Here is a 17,896-nt window from a genome sequence, read left to right on the forward strand (position 1 = left end):
GTAGTCCTGAACATACAGAGCATAAGGACTCTCCATGACTCTCAATAAAACCGATCGCATCGTCATCACACTGGGCACCCAGATCGTGGGTGGAAAGTACGTTCCCGGTTCACCGCTGCCTGCTGAGGCAGAGCTGTGTGAGGAGTTTGAAACCTCGCGCAACATCATTCGGGAAGTGTTTCGCTCGCTCATGGCAAAGCGGCTGATTGAAATGAAGCGCTACCGCGGCGCCTTTGTCGCCCCGCGTAATCAGTGGAACTACCTCGACACCGATGTCCTGCAGTGGGTGCTGGAAAACGACTACGACCCAAGGCTGATTGGCGCGATGAGTGAGGTACGAAACCTGGTAGAGCCGGCCATCGCCCGTTGGGCTGCGGAACGTGCAACGTCAGGAGACCTGGCTCAGATTGAGTCTGCCCTGAACGACATGATTGCCAATAACCAGAACCGGGATGCGTTCAACGAAGCGGACATCCGCTATCACGAAGCGGTGCTGCAGTCGGTCCATAACCCGGTATTACAGCAGCTTAGCGTTGCCATCAGCTCGCTACAGCGCGCGGTATTTGAACGAACCTGGATGGGCGATGAGGCCAACATGCCAAAAACGCTCCAGGAACATAAAGCGCTGTTCGATGCTATCCGGCATCAGGACGGCGATGCGGCAGAGCAGGCGGCACTCACGATGATCGCCAGCTCGACACGAAGGTTGAAGGAAATCACATGACATCTCGCTACATCGCTATTGACTGGGGATCGACCAATCTGCGCGCCTGGCTGTATCAGGGCGAGCAGTGCCTGGAAAGCAGGCAATCAGAAGCAGGCGTGACGCGCCTGAACGGTAAATCCCCCGAGGCGGTGTTAGCAGAGGTGACACACAACTGGCGCGAGGGCGCCACGCCGGTGGTTATGGCGGGCATGGTGGGCAGTAACGTGGGCTGGAAGGTCGCGCCTTATCTGCCCGTACCTGCCGCGTTCGCTGCCATTGGCGAGCAGTTAACGTCCGTTGGTGACAATATCTGGATTATTCCAGGATTGTGCGTTTCCCGGAACGATAACCACAATGTGATGCGCGGCGAAGAGACCCAGCTCCTTGGCGCGCGCACGCTCTCTCCTTCTTCTGTCTACGTCATGCCCGGCACGCACTGTAAATGGGTGCAGGCCGACGCTGAGCACATCCACGATTTTCGCACCGTGATGACCGGTGAGCTGCACCACTTGCTGCTGACGCACTCGCTGGTGGGCGCGGGGTTGCCGGAGCAGGACGCTTCGCCCGAGGCCTTTGCCGCCGGGCTGGAGCGGGGTATCGCCAGCCCTGCCGTTTTGCCGCAACTTTTTGAAGTTCGCGCTTCGCATGTACTGGGCACGCTTCCCCGTACGCAGGTCAGCGAATTTTTATCGGGCCTGTTGATTGGCGCGGAAGTCGCCAGCCTGAGCGAGCAGTTCGCCGGGCAACAGACCATCACCCTCGTCGCGGGTTCATCGCTGACCTCTCGCTACCGCCAGGCGTTCAATGCCATCGGGCGGGACGTGGCAGCGGTAGAAGGCGACACGGCATTTCAGGCAGGAATAAGGAGCATCGCTCATGCAGTGGCAAACTAATCTTCCCCTCATCGCTATCCTGCGCGGCGTCACGCCCGACGAGGTTTTAGCGCACGTAGGCGCAGCGATCGACGCCGGTTTTGACGCCGTGGAAATACCGCTTAATTCCCCACAGTGGGAAAAGAGCATCCCGGCGGTCGTGGACGCGTTTGGTGATAAGGCGTTGATTGGCGCTGGCACCGTTCTGCAACCGGAGCAGGTGGACCAGCTTGCGCAGATGGGCTGCAGGCTGATTGTGACGCCGAATATTCACCCTGAGGTGATCCGTCGCGCAGTGGGCTACGGCATGACCGTCTGCCCGGGATGCGCAACGGCAACAGAAGCGTTCGCGGCTCTCGATGCGGGCGCGCAGTCGCTCAAAATTTTCCCGTCATCGGCTTTTGGTCCGGCCTATATCAGCGCGCTGAAAGCGGTATTGCCCGCCAGCGTACCGGTCTTTGCCGTGGGGGGCGTGACGCCAGAAAACCTGGCGCAGTGGATCAACGCAGGTTGTGTCGGAGCGGGTCTGGGCAGCGATCTCTATCGCGCCGGGCAATCCGTCGAACGTACCGCACAGCAGGCGGCCGCATTTGTGAAAGCGTATCGAGAGGCAGTGAAATGAAAATAACCAAACTCACCACGTACCGTTTACCGCCGCGTTGGCTGTTCCTGAAAATCGAAACCGATGAAGGCGTGGTCGGCTGGGGCGAACCGGTCATTGAAGGGCGTGCGCGTACCGTGGAAGCGGCGGTGCATGAGCTGGGCGAGTACCTGACAGGACAAGATCCTGCCCGCATCAACGACCTGTGGCAGGTGATGTACCGCGCGGGTTTCTACCGGGGCGGACCGGTTCTGATGAGCGCCATCGCCGGTATCGACCAGGCGTTATGGGATATCAAAGGCAAAGTGCTGAATGCCCCGGTCTGGCAGCTGATGGGCGGCCTGGTGCGCGACAAAATCAAAGCCTACAGCTGGGTGGGCGGCGACCGTCCCGCGGAAGTGATCGACGGTATCAGGCAGTTGCGCAATATTGGTTTTGACACCTTTAAACTGAACGGCTGCGAAGAGATGGGCGTCATCGACAACGCACGGGCGGTAGACCGCGCGGTAAATACCGTGGCGCAGATCCGTGAAGCGTTCGGCAACGAGATTGAGTTTGGCCTGGACTTCCACGGTCGCGTCAGCGCGCCGATGGCCAAAGTGCTGATTAAAGAGCTGGAGCCGTACCGTCCGCTGTTTATCGAAGAGCCGGTGTTGGCCGAGCAGGCGGAGTACTACCCGAAACTGGCCGCACAGACGCATATCCCGATTGCCGCCGGTGAGCGCATGTTCTCGCGCTTCGAGTTCAAACGCGTGCTGGAAGCTGGCGGCCTGGCGATATTGCAGCCGGATCTGTCGCATGCCGGCGGCATCACGGAATGCTACAAAATCGCCGGGATGGCGGAAGCCTACGACGTGGCGCTGGCACCGCATTGTCCGCTGGGGCCGATCGCACTGGCAGCCTGTCTGCACGTCGACTTTGTCTCGCGCAACGCGGTGTTCCAGGAACAGAGCATGGGCATTCACTATAACAAGGGCGCGGAACTGCTCGACTTTGTGAAAAACAAAGATGATTTCAGCATGGAAGGCGGTTTCTTTAAACCGTTAACGAAGCCGGGCCTTGGCGTGGATATCGACGAAGCCAAAGTCATTGAGCTGAGTAAAAACGCGCCGGACTGGCGTAACCCGTTATGGCGTCATGAAGATGGCTCTGTCGCTGAGTGGTAATTCAGCCTAAGCACATCGCCACTAAAAAGTAATTTCAACAATAACAAACACACCCTCTGTAAATTACAGGGCATGGTGAGCGGCTTCGCTATGCCCAAAATCTGGAGACAGATTGCGATGGATATTCCCGTTACTGCTGCAAAAACCGGGCGTCGGCGCTACCTGACGCTGGTCATGATTTTTATTACTGTGGTCATCTGTTACGTTGACCGCGCCAACCTTGCCGTGGCTTCAGCCCATATTCAGGAGGAGTTTGGGATCAGCAAAGCGGAAATGGGTTACGTCTTTTCGGCGTTTGCCTGGCTGTATACGCTGTGCCAGATCCCCGGCGGCTGGTTCCTTGACCGCGTCGGCTCGCGCCTGACCTATTTCATTGCCATCTTCGGCTGGTCGGTGGCGACCCTGTTCCAGGGCTTTGCCACCGGGCTGATGTCGCTGATTGGCCTGCGTGCGATCACCGGGATTTTCGAAGCCCCGGCGTTTCCGACCAATAACCGCATGGTGACCAGCTGGTTCCCGGAGCATGAACGCGCCTCGGCCGTTGGGTTCTACACCTCCGGGCAGTTTGTCGGCCTGGCGTTCCTGACGCCGCTGCTGATCTGGATCCAGGAACTGCTGAGCTGGCACTGGGTCTTTATTGTGACCGGAGGGATCGGCATTATCTGGTCGTTAATCTGGTTCAAGGTCTATCAACCGCCGCGTCTCACCAAAAGTATCAGCAAAGCTGAACTGGACTATATCCGCGACGGTGGCGGTCTGGTGGATGGCGATGCGCCGGTGAAAAAAGAGGCGCGTCAGCCGCTGACCAAAGCCGACTGGAAGCTGGTTTTCCACCGCAAGCTGGTGGGGGTTTATCTGGGGCAGTTCGCGGTGACCTCCACGCTGTGGTTCTTCCTGACCTGGTTCCCGAACTATCTGACCCAGGAAAAAGGCATCACCGCGCTGAAGGCGGGCTTTATGACCACCGTACCGTTCCTGGCGGCTTTCTTTGGTGTGCTGCTTTCCGGCTGGCTGGCGGACAGGCTGGTGAAAAAAGGATTCTCGCTAGGTGTCGCGCGTAAAACGCCTATTATCTGCGGGCTGCTGATCTCCACCTGCATCATGGGCGCAAACTACACCAGCGATCCGGTCTGGATTATGACGCTGATGGCGATTGCGTTCTTCGGTAACGGTTTTGCCTCCATCACCTGGTCGCTGGTCTCCTCGCTGGCCCCGATGCGCCTGATTGGTCTGACCGGCGGCGTGTTCAACTTTGTCGGTGGACTGGGGGGGATCACGGTTCCGCTGGTCATCGGTTATCTGGCTCAGGACTATGGCTTTGGCCCGGCACTGATCTATATCTCCGCGGTGGCCTTGCTCGGTGCGCTCTCCTACATCCTGCTGGTGGGTGACGTCAAACGTGTAGGCTAATTCCCCGCAATGTTTTACCCTGATGCGATAACTGCGCATCAGGGTAACGCCATGAAACAAATCACCTTCGCCTCCCGTCATCACCAGCTTACCAATATCAATACCTGGACGCCGGACAGCCAGTGGCTGGCCTACGATGTGCGTCCGTCCGGCGCATCGTTTACCGGTGAAACCATTGAGCGGGTCAATGTCATTACGGGTGACGTCGAGGTGATCTATCGCGCCAGTCACGGTGCGCATGTTGGCGTGGTGACCGTTCATCCGCAGCAGGACAAATATGTCTTTATCCACGGCCCGGAAAACCCGGATGCAGACTGGCACTACGATTTTCATCATCGTCAGGGCGTGGTTGTACACAACGGTCAGGTGAGTAACCTGGACGCCATGGATATCACGCCGCCTTATACCGCAGGCGCGCTGCGTGGCGGCAGCCACGTGCACGTTTTTAGCCCTGACGGACAGTTTGTGAGCTTTACCTACAACGACCATGTATTGCATGAGCGTGACCCGAAGCTCGATTTACGCAACGTCGGCGTCGCAGTACCTTTTGGCCCGGTGATGCCGCAGGGGACGCATCCACGTGAATATTCCGGCACCTTCTGGAGCGTGCTGGTGAGCCGCACGACGCCCGCACCTCAGCCCGGCAGCGATGAGATCAACCGAGCCTATGAAGAGGGTTGGGTGGGCAATGACAGGCTGGCGTTTATCGGCGATACCGTGTCTGCGACAGGCGAGAAAGTGCCAGAACTGTTTATTGTGGATCTGCCCAACGACGAGCAGGGATGGAAACGCGCGGGCGATGCGCCGCTGCAGGGGACTCCTGAGACGCTGCCTGCGCCCCCGGCGGGTGTCATGCAGCGCCGGCTGACCTTTACCCACCAGCGGGCATTCCCGGGGCTGGTAAACGTGCCGCGTCACTGGGTGCGCTGCAACCCACAGGGGACGCAGATTGCGTTTCTGATGCGTGATGATAAGGGCATTGTGCAGCTGTGGCTTATCGCCCCTGAAGGCGGCGAACCACGCCAGTTGACGCATAACGAAAGTGACATTCAGTCGGCATTTACCTGGCACCCTGCCGGTCACCGTCTTGGATTTGTGCTGGAAGAGCGGATTGCCTGCTGTGATGCGCAAACCGGAGAGGTGACGTTTTTGACGTCCGATCACGGCAATCCACCGTCTGGTGATGCGGTCGTGTTTTCCCCGGACGGGCGTTTTATTGCATGGATGGAAGAGACAGAAGGTTTCCGTCAGCTTTGGCTAACGGAAACCGGGCAGCGTTAACGCGTTGGCATTAAGCGGGTGGAATGACGGAATTGGTGGCCAGATTTTGCTGCTCGCTTTTCTCTACCCGCGAGCGCACGGAGCTGTCCTTACGGAACATATCCCACGGGAGCAAAAGCGTATCGGCCACAGCCGTAAACGGCATATCCAGGATGACCAGGGATTTTGTGCCCCAGTTGGTATCGTCATCGGAGATCATCTCAGCGCTGGCACGCGTCCCCGGATATGTTCCTTCTTTACCGCCGGTGTGAGACATCACGCTCGAACACCCGCAAAGTAAAACAACCCCGCTGAACGTCGTCAGCTTTATCAGAACATTTTTCATCATCACTCAGTCATCGTTAATGGCTCTGCATAAACCTGCAACTCAGGGTTATAGCGAGCCTCGTTCAAAATGGATAGCCCGATAACCCCGCACTGTGGCAGCCATCGCAATTTAACCCTTTGTGCTGTTGTCCCAGTCTAAGCGAGATGCACGAAAGTGCAAAAAAAAGTGCGCCCGCTGCGCTTGAAAAGACCGGTTCCAGACCCATTTTAAGAATGTAACCCGATAACGAACACGCCTGCGGGGTGTTCAGGGGCACACTGGCCTGTCCATGGTGGAAGGCTACAATTTCTCGCTGATTTCAGGAGCTTTTATTTATGCGTAACTTCGATCTTTCCCCGCTATACCGTTCTGCAATTGGTTTTGACCGCCTGTTTAACCATTTAGAAAATAACCAAAGCCAGAGCAACGGCTACCCTCCATACAATGTTGAACTGGTTGATGAAAACCACTACCGCATCGCCATTGCCGTCGCCGGTTTTGCAGAGAACGAACTGGAGATCACCGCGCAGGACAACCTGCTGGTGGTGAAAGGTTCACATACGGCTGAGCAGAAAGAACGTACCTACCTTTATCAGGGTATCGCCGAGCGCAACTTTGAACGCAAGTTCCAGTTAGCCGAGAACATTCACGTGAAAGGCGCGAACCTGGTCAACGGCCTGCTGTTTATCGAACTGGAACGTGTGATTCCGGAAGAGAAAAAACCGCGCCGTATCGAGATCAACTGATTATGCGGGTCGCGCGAGCGGCCCACCCAGAATTGCTTGCCGTAATGGGAGCATATGTGAATCCATGAGGATTTGCAGGAACAACTGCGCACAAAAATAAACTGTGCCGAACTCGCTTCTCAGAAGGAGATTTAGTATGCGTAACTACGATTTATCCCCCCTGCTGCGTCAGTGGATTGGTTTTGACAAACTGGCTAATGCCCTGCAAAGCACCACCGAGCAACAGACGTTTCCGCCGTACAACATCGAAAAAAGCGATGACAACCACTATCGCATCACCCTTGCGCTGGCCGGGTTCCGCCAGGACGATCTGGATATTCAGCTCGAAGGCACGCGCCTGACCGTGAAAGGTACGCCGGAAAAACAAGAAACCGAGACCAAATGGCTGCACCAGGGCCTGGTTAATCAGCCGTTTAGCCTGAGCTTTACTCTGGCTGACCATATGGAAGTGTCCGGCGCGACATTTACCAACGGGCTGCTGCATATCGACCTGACCCGCAACGTGCCGGAAGCCATTGCACCGCAGCGTATCGCCATTAGCGAGCGTCCTGCGCTGAACAGTTAACCCTCTGCGGGTTGTTGCCTCTCCCACAGGGAGAGGATGAAAAGATAACGCCCTGCCCCGGCAGGGCTTTTTTGTGCGCCATCACCCATACAACCGCGTGCGGCTCTGAGAGAATCCGTAGCATAACTAAGGTTATGCACAGGAAGTGGATCATGAGTGATATCGCGTTAACCGTTAGCGTGTTGGCCCTGGTCGCAGTGGTGGGTCTGTGGATTGGCAATGTTAAAATCCGCGGCGTCGGATTTGGGATAGGCGGGGTGCTGTTCGGCGGGATTTTTGTCGGCCATTTTGCCGACCAGCTTGGGCTGGTGCTCAGCGCCGAAATGCTCCATTTCATCCAGGAATTCGGTCTGATCCTCTTCGTCTACACCATCGGTATTCAGGTGGGGCCTGGCTTTTTCGCTTCCCTTCGGGTCTCCGGATTACGGCTGAACCTGTTTGCCTTCGGCATTGTGGTGATGGGAGGGCTGGTCACCGCCATTCTGCATAAGCTCTTTGATATTCCGCTGCCGGTGGTGCTGGGTATTTTCTCCGGGGCGGTCACCAATACGCCTGCACTGGGTGCAGGGCAGCAAATTTTGCGCGACCTTGGCATCTCTCCCGGTATTGTCGACCAGATGGGGATGAGCTACGCCATGGCCTATCCGTTTGGGATTTGCGGCATTCTGCTCTCCATGTGGCTGGTGCGGGTACTCTTTCGCATTAACGTCGAACACGAGGCGAAAGACCACGAAACCACGCTCACCAACGGCCATATGCCGATCAAAACCATCAACATTCGCGTCGATAACCCCAACCTCAACAATATGGCGATTCAGGATGTGCCGATCCTGAACAGCGCCAATATTATCTGCTCACGCCTTAAACGTGACGATATGCTGATGGTACCTGCGCCCGGAACCATTATTCAGCAGGGTGACCTGCTGCACCTGGTCGGACAGCCCGGGGATTTAAACAACGCGCGGCTGGTGATTGGTCAGGAGGTGGAGACCTCGCTCTCCACGCGCGGCACCGATATGCGCGTAGAGCGCGTCGTGGTGACCAACGAGCACGTGCTTGGCAAGAAAATACGCGATTTGCAGGTTAAAGAGCGCTATGACGTCGTGATCTCCCGTCTTAACCGTGCTGGGGTGGAACTGGTCGCCAGCCCGGAAGCCAGCCTGCAGTTCGGCGATATCCTGAACCTGGTTGGGCGCCCGTCATCCATTGATGCGGTAGCGGACATGGTGGGTAACGCCCAGCAAAAACTGCAGCAGGTGCAAATGTTGCCGGTCTTTATCGGTATCGGGCTGGGGGTGCTGCTTGGCTCCATTCCGCTGTATGTCCCGGGTTTTCCGGTCGCGCTCAAGCTGGGCCTGGCGGGTGGACCGCTGATTATGGCGCTGATCCTCGGGCGTATCGGCTGTATCGGTAAGCTCTACTGGTTTATGCCGCCGAGCGCCAACCTGGCGCTGCGCGAGCTGGGGATTGTGCTGTTTCTGGCGGTGGTCGGCCTGAAATCCGGGGGCGATTTTATCGATACCCTGGTGAAGGGCGAGGGGATGAGCTGGGTCGGCTACGGGATATTTATCACGGCGATTCCGCTCCTGACGATGGGAATCCTGGCGCGGATGTTCGCCAAAATGAATTATCTGACGCTCTGCGGCATGCTCGCCGGATCAATGACTGACCCACCCGCACTGGCCTTTGCCAACAACCTGCACGCCACCAGCGGCGCGGCGGCGCTGTCATACGCCACGGTCTACCCGCTGGTGATGTTCCTGCGTATTATTACCCCGCAGCTACTGGCGGTGCTGTTCTGGGGGATGAGTTAGCAGATCGTCCGGGTGGATGCGCCGCAGATGGTAGTCCACCTGGTAATCACGGGTATTACGGAACATCACGGAATAATTGAGAAATTCGCCGCTGTCGCTGTAGGAGAGAGACGTTATCCGCAGCAGCGGCGTCTGTTCCGGCAGGTTCAGGTAACCGGCGAGCTGTTTATCTGCCAGCACCGGCGTCAGGCTCTCGTAGTTGCCGCTGATGGTTATCCCGCACTCCTTCTCGATGTAATCAAACTTCGACCCTTCCAGATGTGCCAGTGAAAGCGTGCGGAACAGCTTCACGGGCATAAAGCTGTCCTCCAGCATCAGGGGTTTTCCGTCGACATAACGCACCCGGCGCGAGAAGTAGATACGCTCATCCACCTGAATGCGGAGCTGGCTGGCGATAGCGGGCGGGGCGGGCATCACTTCGAACTGTAGCACCTTGCTCTGCACCTCTTTTCCCTGCTGGCGCAGCACCTCCACCAGCCCGGTCAGATTGGTGGTTTCGTGGTGGACATCTTTACGCGCCACGAATGTCCCGCTACCGTGTCGGCGTTCAACCAGCCCCCAGTTCACCAGCAGATCCAGCGCCTTTCGAATGGTCATCCGCGCCACGCCAAACTCCTGCGCCAGCGCTTTCTCACCCGGCAGCGGACTCCCGATATTGTAGTCCGACGAATTTAGCCGCAGCCGCAACCTGTCAGCGATAGATTTGTAGATCACCAGTAGACCTCTCTGCCCGTATTAACGCGTGGTTTGCGTCCTGACATGTCCATATTAACCACGAAAAGTAGACCTGACTGGTCAAAATAAAACCATGAATGCGATCACGAATCGCAGCGGCACGTCATGTTCGCCCATGGGTAAATTCTTATGCTCACTTCAGGCCCAGCAAAAAATCATAAAGGCCTCTACCCCCTACAGGTTGTTACGTGAGGATTTAAAAATGCTCAGTCAAATACAACGTTTTGGCGGCGCCATGTTTACCCCGGTGTTGTTATTTCCCTTTGCCGGGATCGTGGTCGGGATCGCCATCATGCTTCGCAACCCGCTGTTTGTGGGCGAGGCCTTAACCGCCCCCGATAATCTGTTCGCGCAAATTGTTCACATCATTGAAGAGGGCGGCTGGGCGGTGTTTCGCAATATGCCGCTGATTTTTGCCGTGGGTTTACCGATTGGTCTGGCGAAGCAGGCGCAGGGCCGCGCCTGCCTGGCGGTGCTGATCAGTTTTCTGACCTGGAACTACTTTATCAATGCGATGGGGATGACATGGGGTCATTTCTTTGGCGTCGACTTCGCCGCTGAGCCCACTGCCGGCAGCGGACTGGCCATGATTGCCGGTATCAAAACGCTCGATACCAGCATCATTGGGGCGATTGTGATTTCGGGGATTGTCACCGCTATCCACAACCGCTATTTCGACAAGCAGTTGCCTGTTTTCCTGGGGATTTTTCAGGGCACCTCGTTTGTCGTTATCCTCGCGTTCTTTGTGATGATCCCCTGCGCCTGGCTGACGCTGATGGGCTGGCCGAAAGTGCAGCTGGGCATTGAGTCCCTGCAGGCCTTTTTACGCTCTGCCGGTGCGCTGGGGGTGTGGGTTTATACCTTCCTGGAACGCATTCTGATCCCTACCGGATTACACCACTTTGTCTACGGTCCGTTTATCTTTGGCCCGGCAGCGGTCGAGGGCGGCATCCAGGTTTATTGGGCGCAGCATCTTCAGGAATTTAGCCAAAGCACGCTGCCGCTGAAAACCCTGTTCCCGGAAGGCGGTTTTGCGCTTCATGGCAACGCCAAAGTGTTTGGCTCTGTCGGGATTGCGCTGGCGCTCTGGTACACCGCGTCACCGGAAAACCGCGTCAAAGTGGCAGGCCTGCTGATCCCGGCCACGCTGACCGCCGTGCTGGTGGGCATTACCGAGCCGCTGGAATTCACCTTCCTGTTCATTTCGCCGCTGCTGTTTGCCGTCCACGCCGTTCTGGCTGCCACGATGGCGACGGTGATGTACATCTTCGGCGTCGTGGGCAACATGGGCGGCGGACTGCTGGACCAGTTCCTGCCGCAAAACTGGATCCCCATGTTCCACAACCACGCCTCGACGGTATTCACCCAGATGGGTATCGGTCTTTGCTTCACCGGCCTCTATTTCGTGGTCTTCAAAACGCTGATTGAACGGCTGAACCTTAAAACCCCGGGCCGTGAAGAGAGCGAAGTCAAACTTTACAGCAAGGCGGATTATAAAGCGGCACGCGGGCAAACCACCGCACCGGCTGCCGCCAGCCAGCAGGTTGGGCAAGCCGCCGGATTCCTGCAGGCGCTGGGCGGCGCGGCCAATATCGAAAGCATTAATAACTGCGCCACCCGCTTACGTATCGCGCTGGTCGACATGGCGCAAACCCAAAGCGACGACGTCTTTAAGGCCCTGGGCGCACACGGTGTGGTGCGACGCGGCAACGGCATTCAGGTGATTGTTGGACTGCACGTTCCTCAGGTGCGAGACCAGCTTGAATCGCTGATGAAAACCCCTTCAACAAACGAACAAACTACCCTGACAGAGGCTATATCATGAAAAAATTCTCAGTTGTCATTGCAGGCGGCGGCAGTACCTTCACGCCGGGTATCGTCCTGATGCTGTTAGCCAACCGCGACCGTTTTCCGCTGCGCGCGCTGAAATTCTATGACAACGACGGCGCACGTCAGGAGACCATCGCCGAGGCGTGCAAGATCATCCTTAGAGAGCAGGCTCCGGAGATTGAGTTTAGCTACACCACCGATCCTGAAGCGGCCTTTACCGACGTCGATTTTGTGATGGCACATATCCGCGTGGGGAAATACCCGATGCGTGAAAAAGACGAGAAAATCCCCCTGCGTCACGGTGTGCTGGGTCAGGAGACCTGCGGACCCGGCGGGATCGCCTACGGCATGCGCTCTATTGGCGGTGTGCTGGAGCTGGTCGATTACATGACGCAATACTCCCCGAATGCGTGGATGCTGAACTACTCCAACCCGGCGGCCATCGTGGCTGAAGCGACCCGTCGCCTGCGACCCAACGCCAAAATCCTCAACATCTGCGATATGCCCATCGGCATAGAAGGGCGTATGGCGCAGATAGTCGGCCTTAAAGACCGTAAAGAGATGCGCGTGCGTTACTACGGGCTGAACCACTTCGGATGGTGGACATCCATTGAAGATGCAAACGGCAATGATTTAATGCCGAAACTGCGCGAATATGTCGCGAAAAACGGCTATGTACCGCCCTCTGACAATGCTCATACCGAAGCCAGCTGGAACGACACGTTCGCGAAGGCAAAAGATGTGCAGTCGCTGGATCCGGACACCATGCCAAACACCTATCTGAAATATTACCTGTTCCCGGACTACGTGGTCGCGCACTCCAATCCGGAACGCACGCGCGCTAACGAGGTGATGGATCACCGTGAGAAGCATGTGTTCAGCGCCTGCCGGGCGATTATCGAAGCCGGTGTATCGTCCGCCGGGGAGCTGGAAATCGACGAACATGCGTCGTACATAGTCGATCTGGCGACTGCGATTGCCTTCAACACTCAGGAGCGCATGCTGCTGATTGTGCCCAACAACGGTGCCATTCATAACTTTGATGCCGACGCGATGGTAGAAATTCCGTGCCTGGTCGGTCATAACGGGCCGGAGCCGTTAACGGTGGGCGATATTCCACACTTCCAGAAAGGGTTAATGAGCCAACAGGTAGCGGTGGAAAAACTGGTAGTGGATGCCTGGGAGCAGCGCTCGTACCAGAAATTGTGGCAGGCGATTACGCTGTCGAAAACGGTGCCGAGCGCCTCCGTTGCGAAAGCGATTCTGGATGACCTGATCGAGGCCAACAAAGCGTACTGGCCAGCGCTGCATTAATCGTCCTGACCGGCATCGCCCGATGCCGGTCTCCTTGTCCTTGTCGATTTACGCTATGCTGGAACCTGCCTGTAGCAGACAAGGAATCTTCATGAAAATTTCCCGCCTCGGTGAAGCCCCTGACTACCGCTTCTCGCTGGCTAATGAGCGTACGTTCCTCGCATGGATCCGCACCGCGTTGGGCTTTCTCGCCGCGGGTGTGGGGCTTGACCAGCTCGCGCCTGATTTTGCCACGCCGCTGATCCGCGAAGTGCTGGCGTTGCTGCTGTGCCTGTTTGCCGGCGTGCTGGCCATTTACGGCTACCTGCGCTGGCTGCGTAACGAAAAGGCGATGCGGCTCAAGCAGGATCTTCCCTATACGCGTGGGTTACTCATCATCAGCATGATTTTGCTGGCGGTAGCGGGCGTGGTGATGGTGCTGGTGTTGTATGGTGGATAACCGCAAAGCGCGACGCGAAGCCGACCCCGGCCTGCAGCCGGAGCGGACGTCGCTGGCCTGGCTGCGTACGTTACTGGGGTATGGCGCGCTGATTGCCCTCGCCATCAAGCACAACTGGCATCGCACAGGCGTGCCATTCTGGATCTCACTGGTCGTGCTGGCGCTTGTGGCGATCGTTTTGTGGCGCTATACCCGCAGTCGCAACGTAATGGATGTGACGCAGGACGATTTTGTACAGCCGAAGGCGGTGCGCGATAAGTTCCTGATCGCCCTCGCGGTGCTGTCGTTGTCACTGCTGTTTGCGGTCACCCATCTGCAGTTTATTTTTTCCCTTTAGCCAGGTACTTCGCCATCTCGTCTTCCGGCACCATTCCGCCGCCGGTCGCCCAGACCAGATGGGTCGCGTTCGCGGATGCGACAGGAACACGCAGCGGCCCGGCCATGCCCGCCAGCGCCGACGGCTCAAGGCGAATGCCTTCTTCCTGCGCCAGCCAGCCGAGCATGTCGTACATGCTTTGATCGGAAAGGGTATAGAACCCGTCAAGGAGCCGCTCCATCGCCCGGCCCACAAAGCCAGACGCGCGTCCAACCGCCAGCCCGTCGGCGGCCGTCACGTTGTCGATACCCAGATCCTGCACGGCGATGGCATCATGCAGTCCGGTGTAGACCCCCAGCAGCATGCACGGGGAGTGCGTCGGCTCGGCGAAGAAACAGTGTACGTTATCGCCAAAGGCCAGCTTCAGGCCAAACGCCACGCCGCCAGGACCGCCACCGACGCCACAAGGCAAATAGACGTACAGCGGATGTTCCGCATCCACCACGCGACCCTGTGCGGCAAACTGCGCTTTTAGCCGCTCGCCTGCCACCGCATAGCCGAGGAACAGCGTGCGGGAGTTCTCATCGTCGATAAAGAAACAGTTCGGATCGCTCTCCGCGGCCTTACGTCCTTGCTCCACCGCCACGCCGTAATCCTGCTCATATTCCACGACGATCACACCGTGGCTGCGCAGTTTGGCTTTTTTCCACTCACGGGCATCGGCAGACATGTGCACCGTAACCTGAAAGCCGATGCGCGCGCTCATGATGCCAATGGACATCCCGAGGTTGCCGGTGGATCCCACCGCGATACTGTACTGGCTGAAGAACGCTTTAAAACGCGGTTCCAGCAGGATGCTGTAATCGTCTTCGACGCTCAGCAACCCTGCTTCCAGCGCCAGTTTCTCGGCGTGAGTCAGCACTTCATAGATGCCCCCGCGCGCTTTGATGGAGCCAGAGATAGGCAGATGACTGTCTTTTTTCAGCAGCAGCGTGCCGGGAATGGCCACCCCCGATTCGTTCTCCAGCCTTTTCTGCATCGCCGGGATAGCCACCAGCTCGGACTCGATAATCCCCTGTGTGGCCGCCGTTTCGGGGAACGCTTTTGCCAGATACGGCGCAAAGCGGTTAAGGCGTGCATGCGCATCGTCCACATCGGCTTTGCTCAGCCCGACATACGGCAACCCTTCAGCAAGCGAGGTGGTGCGCGGGTTTAGCCAGGTGGTCTCTTTCAGGGCAATCAGATCCTCAATCAGAGGGAACTGTGCGGTTAAGGTGCTGATAGTTGCGTTTTCCATAGTACGTCTCTTCGCGCTCAGATAATGAAAGAAAGCAGGAATGTGCTGCCAAGTGCAAGTACCGAGGCGATAAACGTCGCCGTCGTATAGTACTTCAGGGTCTCGTTCAGGCTGGCACCGCAGTACTGCTTCACCAGCCAGAAGAGGGAATCGGTCACGATCGTGCAGCCAATGGCACCGGAACCGATGGCAATGGTGATGATCTCCGGACTGACGTTGGGATAGAGCGGCAGCATGGGTGCGACGATGGCGGTTGCGCCCATCATCGCCACCGTGGCCGACCCCACCGCCGCGTGCAGAACCAGCGCCACCAGCCACGCGAGCAGGATCGGGTGCATATTCAGGTTCGACAGAATGTGCGCCAGGGTATCGGCCAGGCCGCTGGTTTTGAGGATGGCGTTAAACGCGCCGCCCGCGCCGATAATCAACAGAATGTTGGCGATGGCGCCAAAGCCATGCTCGGTGTGGGTCAGCATCGTACCCATCCCCATATGCTGGCGCAGCCCCAGCAGGTAATAGGCGACGAACACGGCGATGAACATGGCGGTGATCGGGTTACCGATAAATTCCAGCAGCGTATACAGCGTGCCTTCTCTTGCCATATTCAGCTCGGCGAGGGTCTTCACCAGCATCAGGCCAATGGGCAGCAGCACGGTAAACAGCGTGGCTCCCAGCGAGGGCAGCGTATGTTCTTCACGAACGTTGAGGTCAGAAAATTCAGCCGGGACGGCTTTGAAGGGCAGGCGATCGCCCAGCAATTTCAGGAACAGCGGGCCGCCAACCAGCGAGGCCAGCAGGCCAACCATCAGACCGTAGACGATAACCGTCCCCACGTCCGCCCCCAGCTTATTCGTGACAAACAGGGCAGCCGGGTGCGGCGGAACCACGCAGTGCACCGCCATCAGCGCGGTACAGAGGGGAATGGCCAGCTTCAGCAGCGAGGTATGGGTCTTTTTGGCGATGGAGAAGGCCAGCGGGATCAGCAGGACGACGCCGACTTCAACAAACAGCGTAATGCCGCAGATAAGCCCCACCAGTACCATGATGACATCGGCTGACAGCCAGCGGCAACGCTGAAGCGCTATCCCAATGCGTTCTGCCGCACCGGACACCTCCATCATTTTGCCGAGGATGGTGCCAAGCCCGATCACCGCCGCCAGGAAGCCGAGCGTGCCGCCAATACCGCTTTCAATGGCATTCACCATGTCCAGCGGGCGCATTCCCATCATGGCACCGACAAAAAAGCTCGCCAGCAGCAGCGCCAGGAACGGGTGAAACTTCAGTTTTACGATAGTTAATACGATTAACGCGATGCTGATGAGCAGCGTCGCCACAACCCAGACCTGAGCACCCATATCTCACCTCACCCTTATGTTATTTACGGGTATTGGACGAAAAATCAGCGGGTGATGACAAACGATATAAATTGCCTTTCAGGTGAGCCAGATTGGATCAAACGCGTGACTGGACTCAAAAAAGCGCACTTAATGCGTGTTTGGTTCACATAAATTCAACTTTGAGCGGTATCCTGAGCAGCAAAAGTCTGTGTGAGAAGTGCGATGAATGACGCAAATGAAGGTCGAAACCGGCTGTTAAACGGCTGGCAACTGTCAAAAATGTATACGTTTGAAGTGGCCGCCCGCCACGAGTCCTTCGCGCTGGCGGCGGAGGAGCTGTCGCTCAGCCCCAGTGCGGTGAGCCACCGTATCAACCTGCTGGAAGAGGAGTTAGGGATAGCGCTGTTTGTCCGCTCCCACCGTAAAGTGGAGCTGACGCAGGAGGGTAAACGCGTCTACTGGACGCTGAAATCGTCGCTGGATACGTTGAACCAGGAGATCCTGGATATCAAGAACCAGGCGCTGTCCGGTACGTTGACGGTTTACTCTCGCCCGTCGATTGCCCAGTGCTGGCTGGTGCCTATGCTCGGAGATTTCACCCGGCGTTATCCCGCGATCTCGCTGACCATCCTGACCGGCAATGAAAACGTCAATATGCAGCGAACCGGTATCGATCTGGCGCTCTATTTCGACGATACGCCGCCAGCCAATTTGACGCATCACTTCCTGATGGACGAGGCGATTTTACCCGTCTGCTCGCCGGCGTATGCCCGGGAACATGACCTGCTGAAAAACCCCGCCCACCTCAGCCACTGTACGCTCCTGCACGATCGCCAGGCCTGGAGCAACGATTCCGGTACCGACGAATGGCTCAGCTGGGCGGCACATTTTGCAGTGAACATGCCATCATCATCGGGCATTGGCTTCGATCGTTCTGATTTAGCGATTGTCGCGGCAATGAACCATGTCGGGGTCGCGATGGGGCGAAAACGGCTGGTACAAAAGCGGCTCGAACGCGGTGAGTTGATTGCACCGTTTGGGGAGAAAACGCTTAAATGCCATCAGCATTACTACATGTCGACCCTGCCAGGACGACAGTGGCCGAAAATAGATGCCTTTATTAGCTGGCTGAGAGAACTGGCTGGCTGAAGAATTATTAC

Annotated in this window: 18 protein-coding genes and 1 other annotated feature; of the genes, 14 read left to right on the forward strand and 4 right to left on the reverse strand. The window is 57.2% G+C overall.

Annotated elements, in window-relative coordinates; genetic code table 11:
• Positions 1 to 34: 34 nt before the first annotated feature.
• The 6 genes from dgoR (at position 35) to QLG09_RS06240 (ending at position 6,036) form a co-directional block, all read left to right on the forward strand.
• Positions 35 to 724 (forward strand): D-galactonate utilization transcriptional regulator DgoR, encoded by a 690-nt coding sequence (gene dgoR / locus QLG09_RS06215; RefSeq protein ID WP_006177594.1) that lies wholly within the window; start codon positions 35 to 37, stop codon positions 722 to 724.
• A complete protein-coding gene (locus tag QLG09_RS06220; protein ID WP_014167962.1) occupies positions 721 to 1,599 on the forward strand; it encodes a 2-dehydro-3-deoxygalactonokinase in 879 nt (292 codons plus the stop codon). The genes dgoR and QLG09_RS06220 overlap by 4 nt, the downstream gene beginning before the upstream one ends.
• Entirely contained in the window at positions 1,583 to 2,200 is a 618-nt protein-coding gene (locus QLG09_RS06225; protein WP_032680045.1) for a 2-dehydro-3-deoxy-6-phosphogalactonate aldolase, read from the forward strand. Before QLG09_RS06220 ends, QLG09_RS06225 begins: the two co-directional genes overlap by 17 nt.
• Complete coding sequence (gene dgoD / locus QLG09_RS06230) at positions 2,197 to 3,345, forward strand: galactonate dehydratase (protein ID WP_014167964.1); 1,149 nt, start codon at positions 2,197 to 2,199, stop codon at positions 3,343 to 3,345. The genes QLG09_RS06225 and dgoD overlap by 4 nt, the downstream gene beginning before the upstream one ends.
• Before the next feature lie 72 nt (positions 3,346 to 3,417).
• Positions 3,418 to 4,755: an MFS transporter gene (locus QLG09_RS06235; protein ID WP_080975358.1), complete on the forward strand. Its 1,338-nt coding sequence runs from the start codon at positions 3,418 to 3,420 to the stop codon at positions 4,753 to 4,755.
• Positions 4,756 to 4,806: 51 nt separating this feature from the next.
• Positions 4,807 to 6,036 (forward strand): DUF3748 domain-containing protein, encoded by a 1,230-nt coding sequence (locus tag QLG09_RS06240; RefSeq protein WP_072126526.1) that lies wholly within the window; start codon positions 4,807 to 4,809, stop codon positions 6,034 to 6,036.
• A 10-nt stretch (positions 6,037 to 6,046) separates the two neighbouring features.
• Here the strand turns inward: QLG09_RS06240 and QLG09_RS06245 are convergent, their stop codons facing one another.
• On the reverse strand, positions 6,047 to 6,364 hold the full coding sequence (locus QLG09_RS06245; protein WP_025202651.1) for a YceK/YidQ family lipoprotein: 318 nt from the start codon (positions 6,362 to 6,364) through the stop codon (positions 6,047 to 6,049).
• 248 nt (positions 6,365 to 6,612) lie between these two features.
• Positions 6,613 to 6,685, forward strand: a sequence feature (ROSE (Repression Of Heat Shock gene Expression) occurs in the 5'-region of heat shock genes and acts as an RNA thermometer to modulate expression.).
• Here QLG09_RS06245 and ibpA point away from each other — a divergent pair.
• The 3 genes from ibpA to QLG09_RS06260 all read left to right on the forward strand — a co-directional run bounded on the left by ibpA (position 6,679) and on the right by QLG09_RS06260 (position 9,468).
• A complete protein-coding gene (gene ibpA, locus QLG09_RS06250; RefSeq protein WP_008500162.1) occupies positions 6,679 to 7,089 on the forward strand; it encodes a small heat shock chaperone IbpA in 411 nt (136 codons plus the stop codon). (Overlaps the previous feature by 7 nt.)
• Positions 7,090 to 7,225: 136 nt before the next feature.
• Positions 7,226 to 7,654 carry a small heat shock chaperone IbpB gene (gene ibpB, locus QLG09_RS06255; protein WP_025202652.1) on the forward strand — a complete coding sequence of 143 codons (429 nt, stop codon included), beginning with the start codon at positions 7,226 to 7,228 and terminating at the stop codon, positions 7,652 to 7,654.
• A 152-nt stretch (positions 7,655 to 7,806) separates the two neighbouring features.
• Entirely contained in the window at positions 7,807 to 9,468 is a 1,662-nt protein-coding gene (locus QLG09_RS06260) for a putative transporter (protein WP_049021960.1), read from the forward strand.
• Here the strand turns inward: QLG09_RS06260 and QLG09_RS06265 are convergent.
• Positions 9,436 to 10,182, reverse strand: a complete 747-nt coding sequence (locus QLG09_RS06265) for a GntR family transcriptional regulator (RefSeq protein ID WP_014167973.1) — start codon at positions 10,180 to 10,182, stop codon at positions 9,436 to 9,438. The two genes, QLG09_RS06260 and QLG09_RS06265, sit on opposite strands and share 33 nt — an antisense overlap.
• 223 nt (positions 10,183 to 10,405) lie before the next feature.
• Here QLG09_RS06265 and QLG09_RS06270 point away from each other — a divergent pair, with 223 nt between their 5' ends.
• The 4 genes from QLG09_RS06270 (at position 10,406) to QLG09_RS06285 (ending at position 14,123) form a co-directional block, all read left to right on the forward strand.
• Positions 10,406 to 12,028: an alpha-glucoside-specific PTS transporter subunit IIBC gene (locus QLG09_RS06270; protein ID WP_020882743.1), complete on the forward strand. Its 1,623-nt coding sequence runs from the start codon at positions 10,406 to 10,408 to the stop codon at positions 12,026 to 12,028.
• Positions 12,025 to 13,347 (forward strand): 6-phospho-alpha-glucosidase, encoded by a 1,323-nt coding sequence (locus tag QLG09_RS06275; RefSeq protein WP_049021961.1) that lies wholly within the window; start codon positions 12,025 to 12,027, stop codon positions 13,345 to 13,347. The genes QLG09_RS06270 and QLG09_RS06275 overlap by 4 nt, the downstream gene beginning before the upstream one ends.
• Before the next feature lie 91 nt (positions 13,348 to 13,438).
• Entirely contained in the window at positions 13,439 to 13,786 is a 348-nt protein-coding gene (locus tag QLG09_RS06280) for a YidH family protein (protein ID WP_020882741.1), read from the forward strand.
• Positions 13,776 to 14,123, forward strand: coding sequence for a DUF202 domain-containing protein (locus QLG09_RS06285; protein ID WP_014167977.1), 348 nt, complete (start codon positions 13,776 to 13,778; stop codon positions 14,121 to 14,123). Before QLG09_RS06280 ends, QLG09_RS06285 begins: the two co-directional genes overlap by 11 nt.
• On the opposite strand, the gene dsdA is transcribed toward QLG09_RS06285, so the two are convergent.
• Both dsdA and dsdX read right to left on the reverse strand, forming a co-directional pair.
• Positions 14,107 to 15,399: a D-serine ammonia-lyase gene (gene dsdA, locus QLG09_RS06290; RefSeq protein WP_032680040.1), complete on the reverse strand. Its 1,293-nt coding sequence runs from the start codon at positions 15,397 to 15,399 to the stop codon at positions 14,107 to 14,109. The two genes, QLG09_RS06285 and dsdA, sit on opposite strands and share 17 nt — an antisense overlap.
• A gap of 17 nt (positions 15,400 to 15,416) precedes the next feature.
• Complete coding sequence (gene dsdX, locus QLG09_RS06295) at positions 15,417 to 16,754, reverse strand: D-serine transporter DsdX (RefSeq protein ID WP_014167979.1); 1,338 nt, start codon at positions 16,752 to 16,754, stop codon at positions 15,417 to 15,419.
• Between the two features lie 204 nt (positions 16,755 to 16,958).
• Here dsdX and dsdC point away from each other — a divergent pair, with 204 nt between their 5' ends.
• Positions 16,959 to 17,885: a DNA-binding transcriptional regulator DsdC gene (dsdC, locus tag QLG09_RS06300; protein WP_025206531.1), complete on the forward strand. Its 927-nt coding sequence runs from the start codon at positions 16,959 to 16,961 to the stop codon at positions 17,883 to 17,885.
• The last annotated feature ends 11 nt before the right edge of the window (positions 17,886 to 17,896 follow it).

This window comes from Enterobacter sp. V89_11 (assembly GCF_029967775.1).
Lineage (GTDB): Bacteria > Pseudomonadota > Gammaproteobacteria > Enterobacterales > Enterobacteriaceae > Enterobacter > Enterobacter ludwigii.

Bases quoted from the DNA above. Each gene is read 5' to 3' on its own strand.
- dgoR (WP_006177594.1), top strand. From the start codon at position 35: ATGACTCTCAATAAAACCGATCGCATCGTCATCACACTGGGCACCCAG.
- QLG09_RS06220 (WP_014167962.1), top strand. From the start codon at position 721: ATGACATCTCGCTACATCGCTATTGACTGGGGATCGACCAATCTGCGC.
- QLG09_RS06225 (WP_032680045.1), top strand. From the start codon at position 1,583: ATGCAGTGGCAAACTAATCTTCCCCTCATCGCTATCCTGCGCGGCGTC.
- dgoD (WP_014167964.1), top strand. From the start codon at position 2,197: ATGAAAATAACCAAACTCACCACGTACCGTTTACCGCCGCGTTGGCTG.
- QLG09_RS06235 (WP_080975358.1), top strand. From the start codon at position 3,418: ATGGTGAGCGGCTTCGCTATGCCCAAAATCTGGAGACAGATTGCGATG.
- QLG09_RS06240 (WP_072126526.1), top strand. From the start codon at position 4,807: ATGAAACAAATCACCTTCGCCTCCCGTCATCACCAGCTTACCAATATC.
- QLG09_RS06245 (WP_025202651.1), bottom strand. From the start codon at position 6,364: ATGATGAAAAATGTTCTGATAAAGCTGACGACGTTCAGCGGGGTTGTT.
- ibpA (WP_008500162.1), top strand. From the start codon at position 6,679: ATGCGTAACTTCGATCTTTCCCCGCTATACCGTTCTGCAATTGGTTTT.
- ibpB (WP_025202652.1), top strand. From the start codon at position 7,226: ATGCGTAACTACGATTTATCCCCCCTGCTGCGTCAGTGGATTGGTTTT.
- QLG09_RS06260 (WP_049021960.1), top strand. From the start codon at position 7,807: ATGAGTGATATCGCGTTAACCGTTAGCGTGTTGGCCCTGGTCGCAGTG.
- QLG09_RS06270 (WP_020882743.1), top strand. From the start codon at position 10,406: ATGCTCAGTCAAATACAACGTTTTGGCGGCGCCATGTTTACCCCGGTG.
- QLG09_RS06275 (WP_049021961.1), top strand. From the start codon at position 12,025: ATGAAAAAATTCTCAGTTGTCATTGCAGGCGGCGGCAGTACCTTCACG.
- QLG09_RS06280 (WP_020882741.1), top strand. From the start codon at position 13,439: ATGAAAATTTCCCGCCTCGGTGAAGCCCCTGACTACCGCTTCTCGCTG.
- QLG09_RS06285 (WP_014167977.1), top strand. From the start codon at position 13,776: ATGGTGGATAACCGCAAAGCGCGACGCGAAGCCGACCCCGGCCTGCAG.
- dsdA (WP_032680040.1), bottom strand. From the start codon at position 15,399: ATGGAAAACGCAACTATCAGCACCTTAACCGCACAGTTCCCTCTGATT.
- dsdX (WP_014167979.1), bottom strand. From the start codon at position 16,754: ATGGGTGCTCAGGTCTGGGTTGTGGCGACGCTGCTCATCAGCATCGCG.
- dsdC (WP_025206531.1), top strand. From the start codon at position 16,959: ATGAATGACGCAAATGAAGGTCGAAACCGGCTGTTAAACGGCTGGCAA.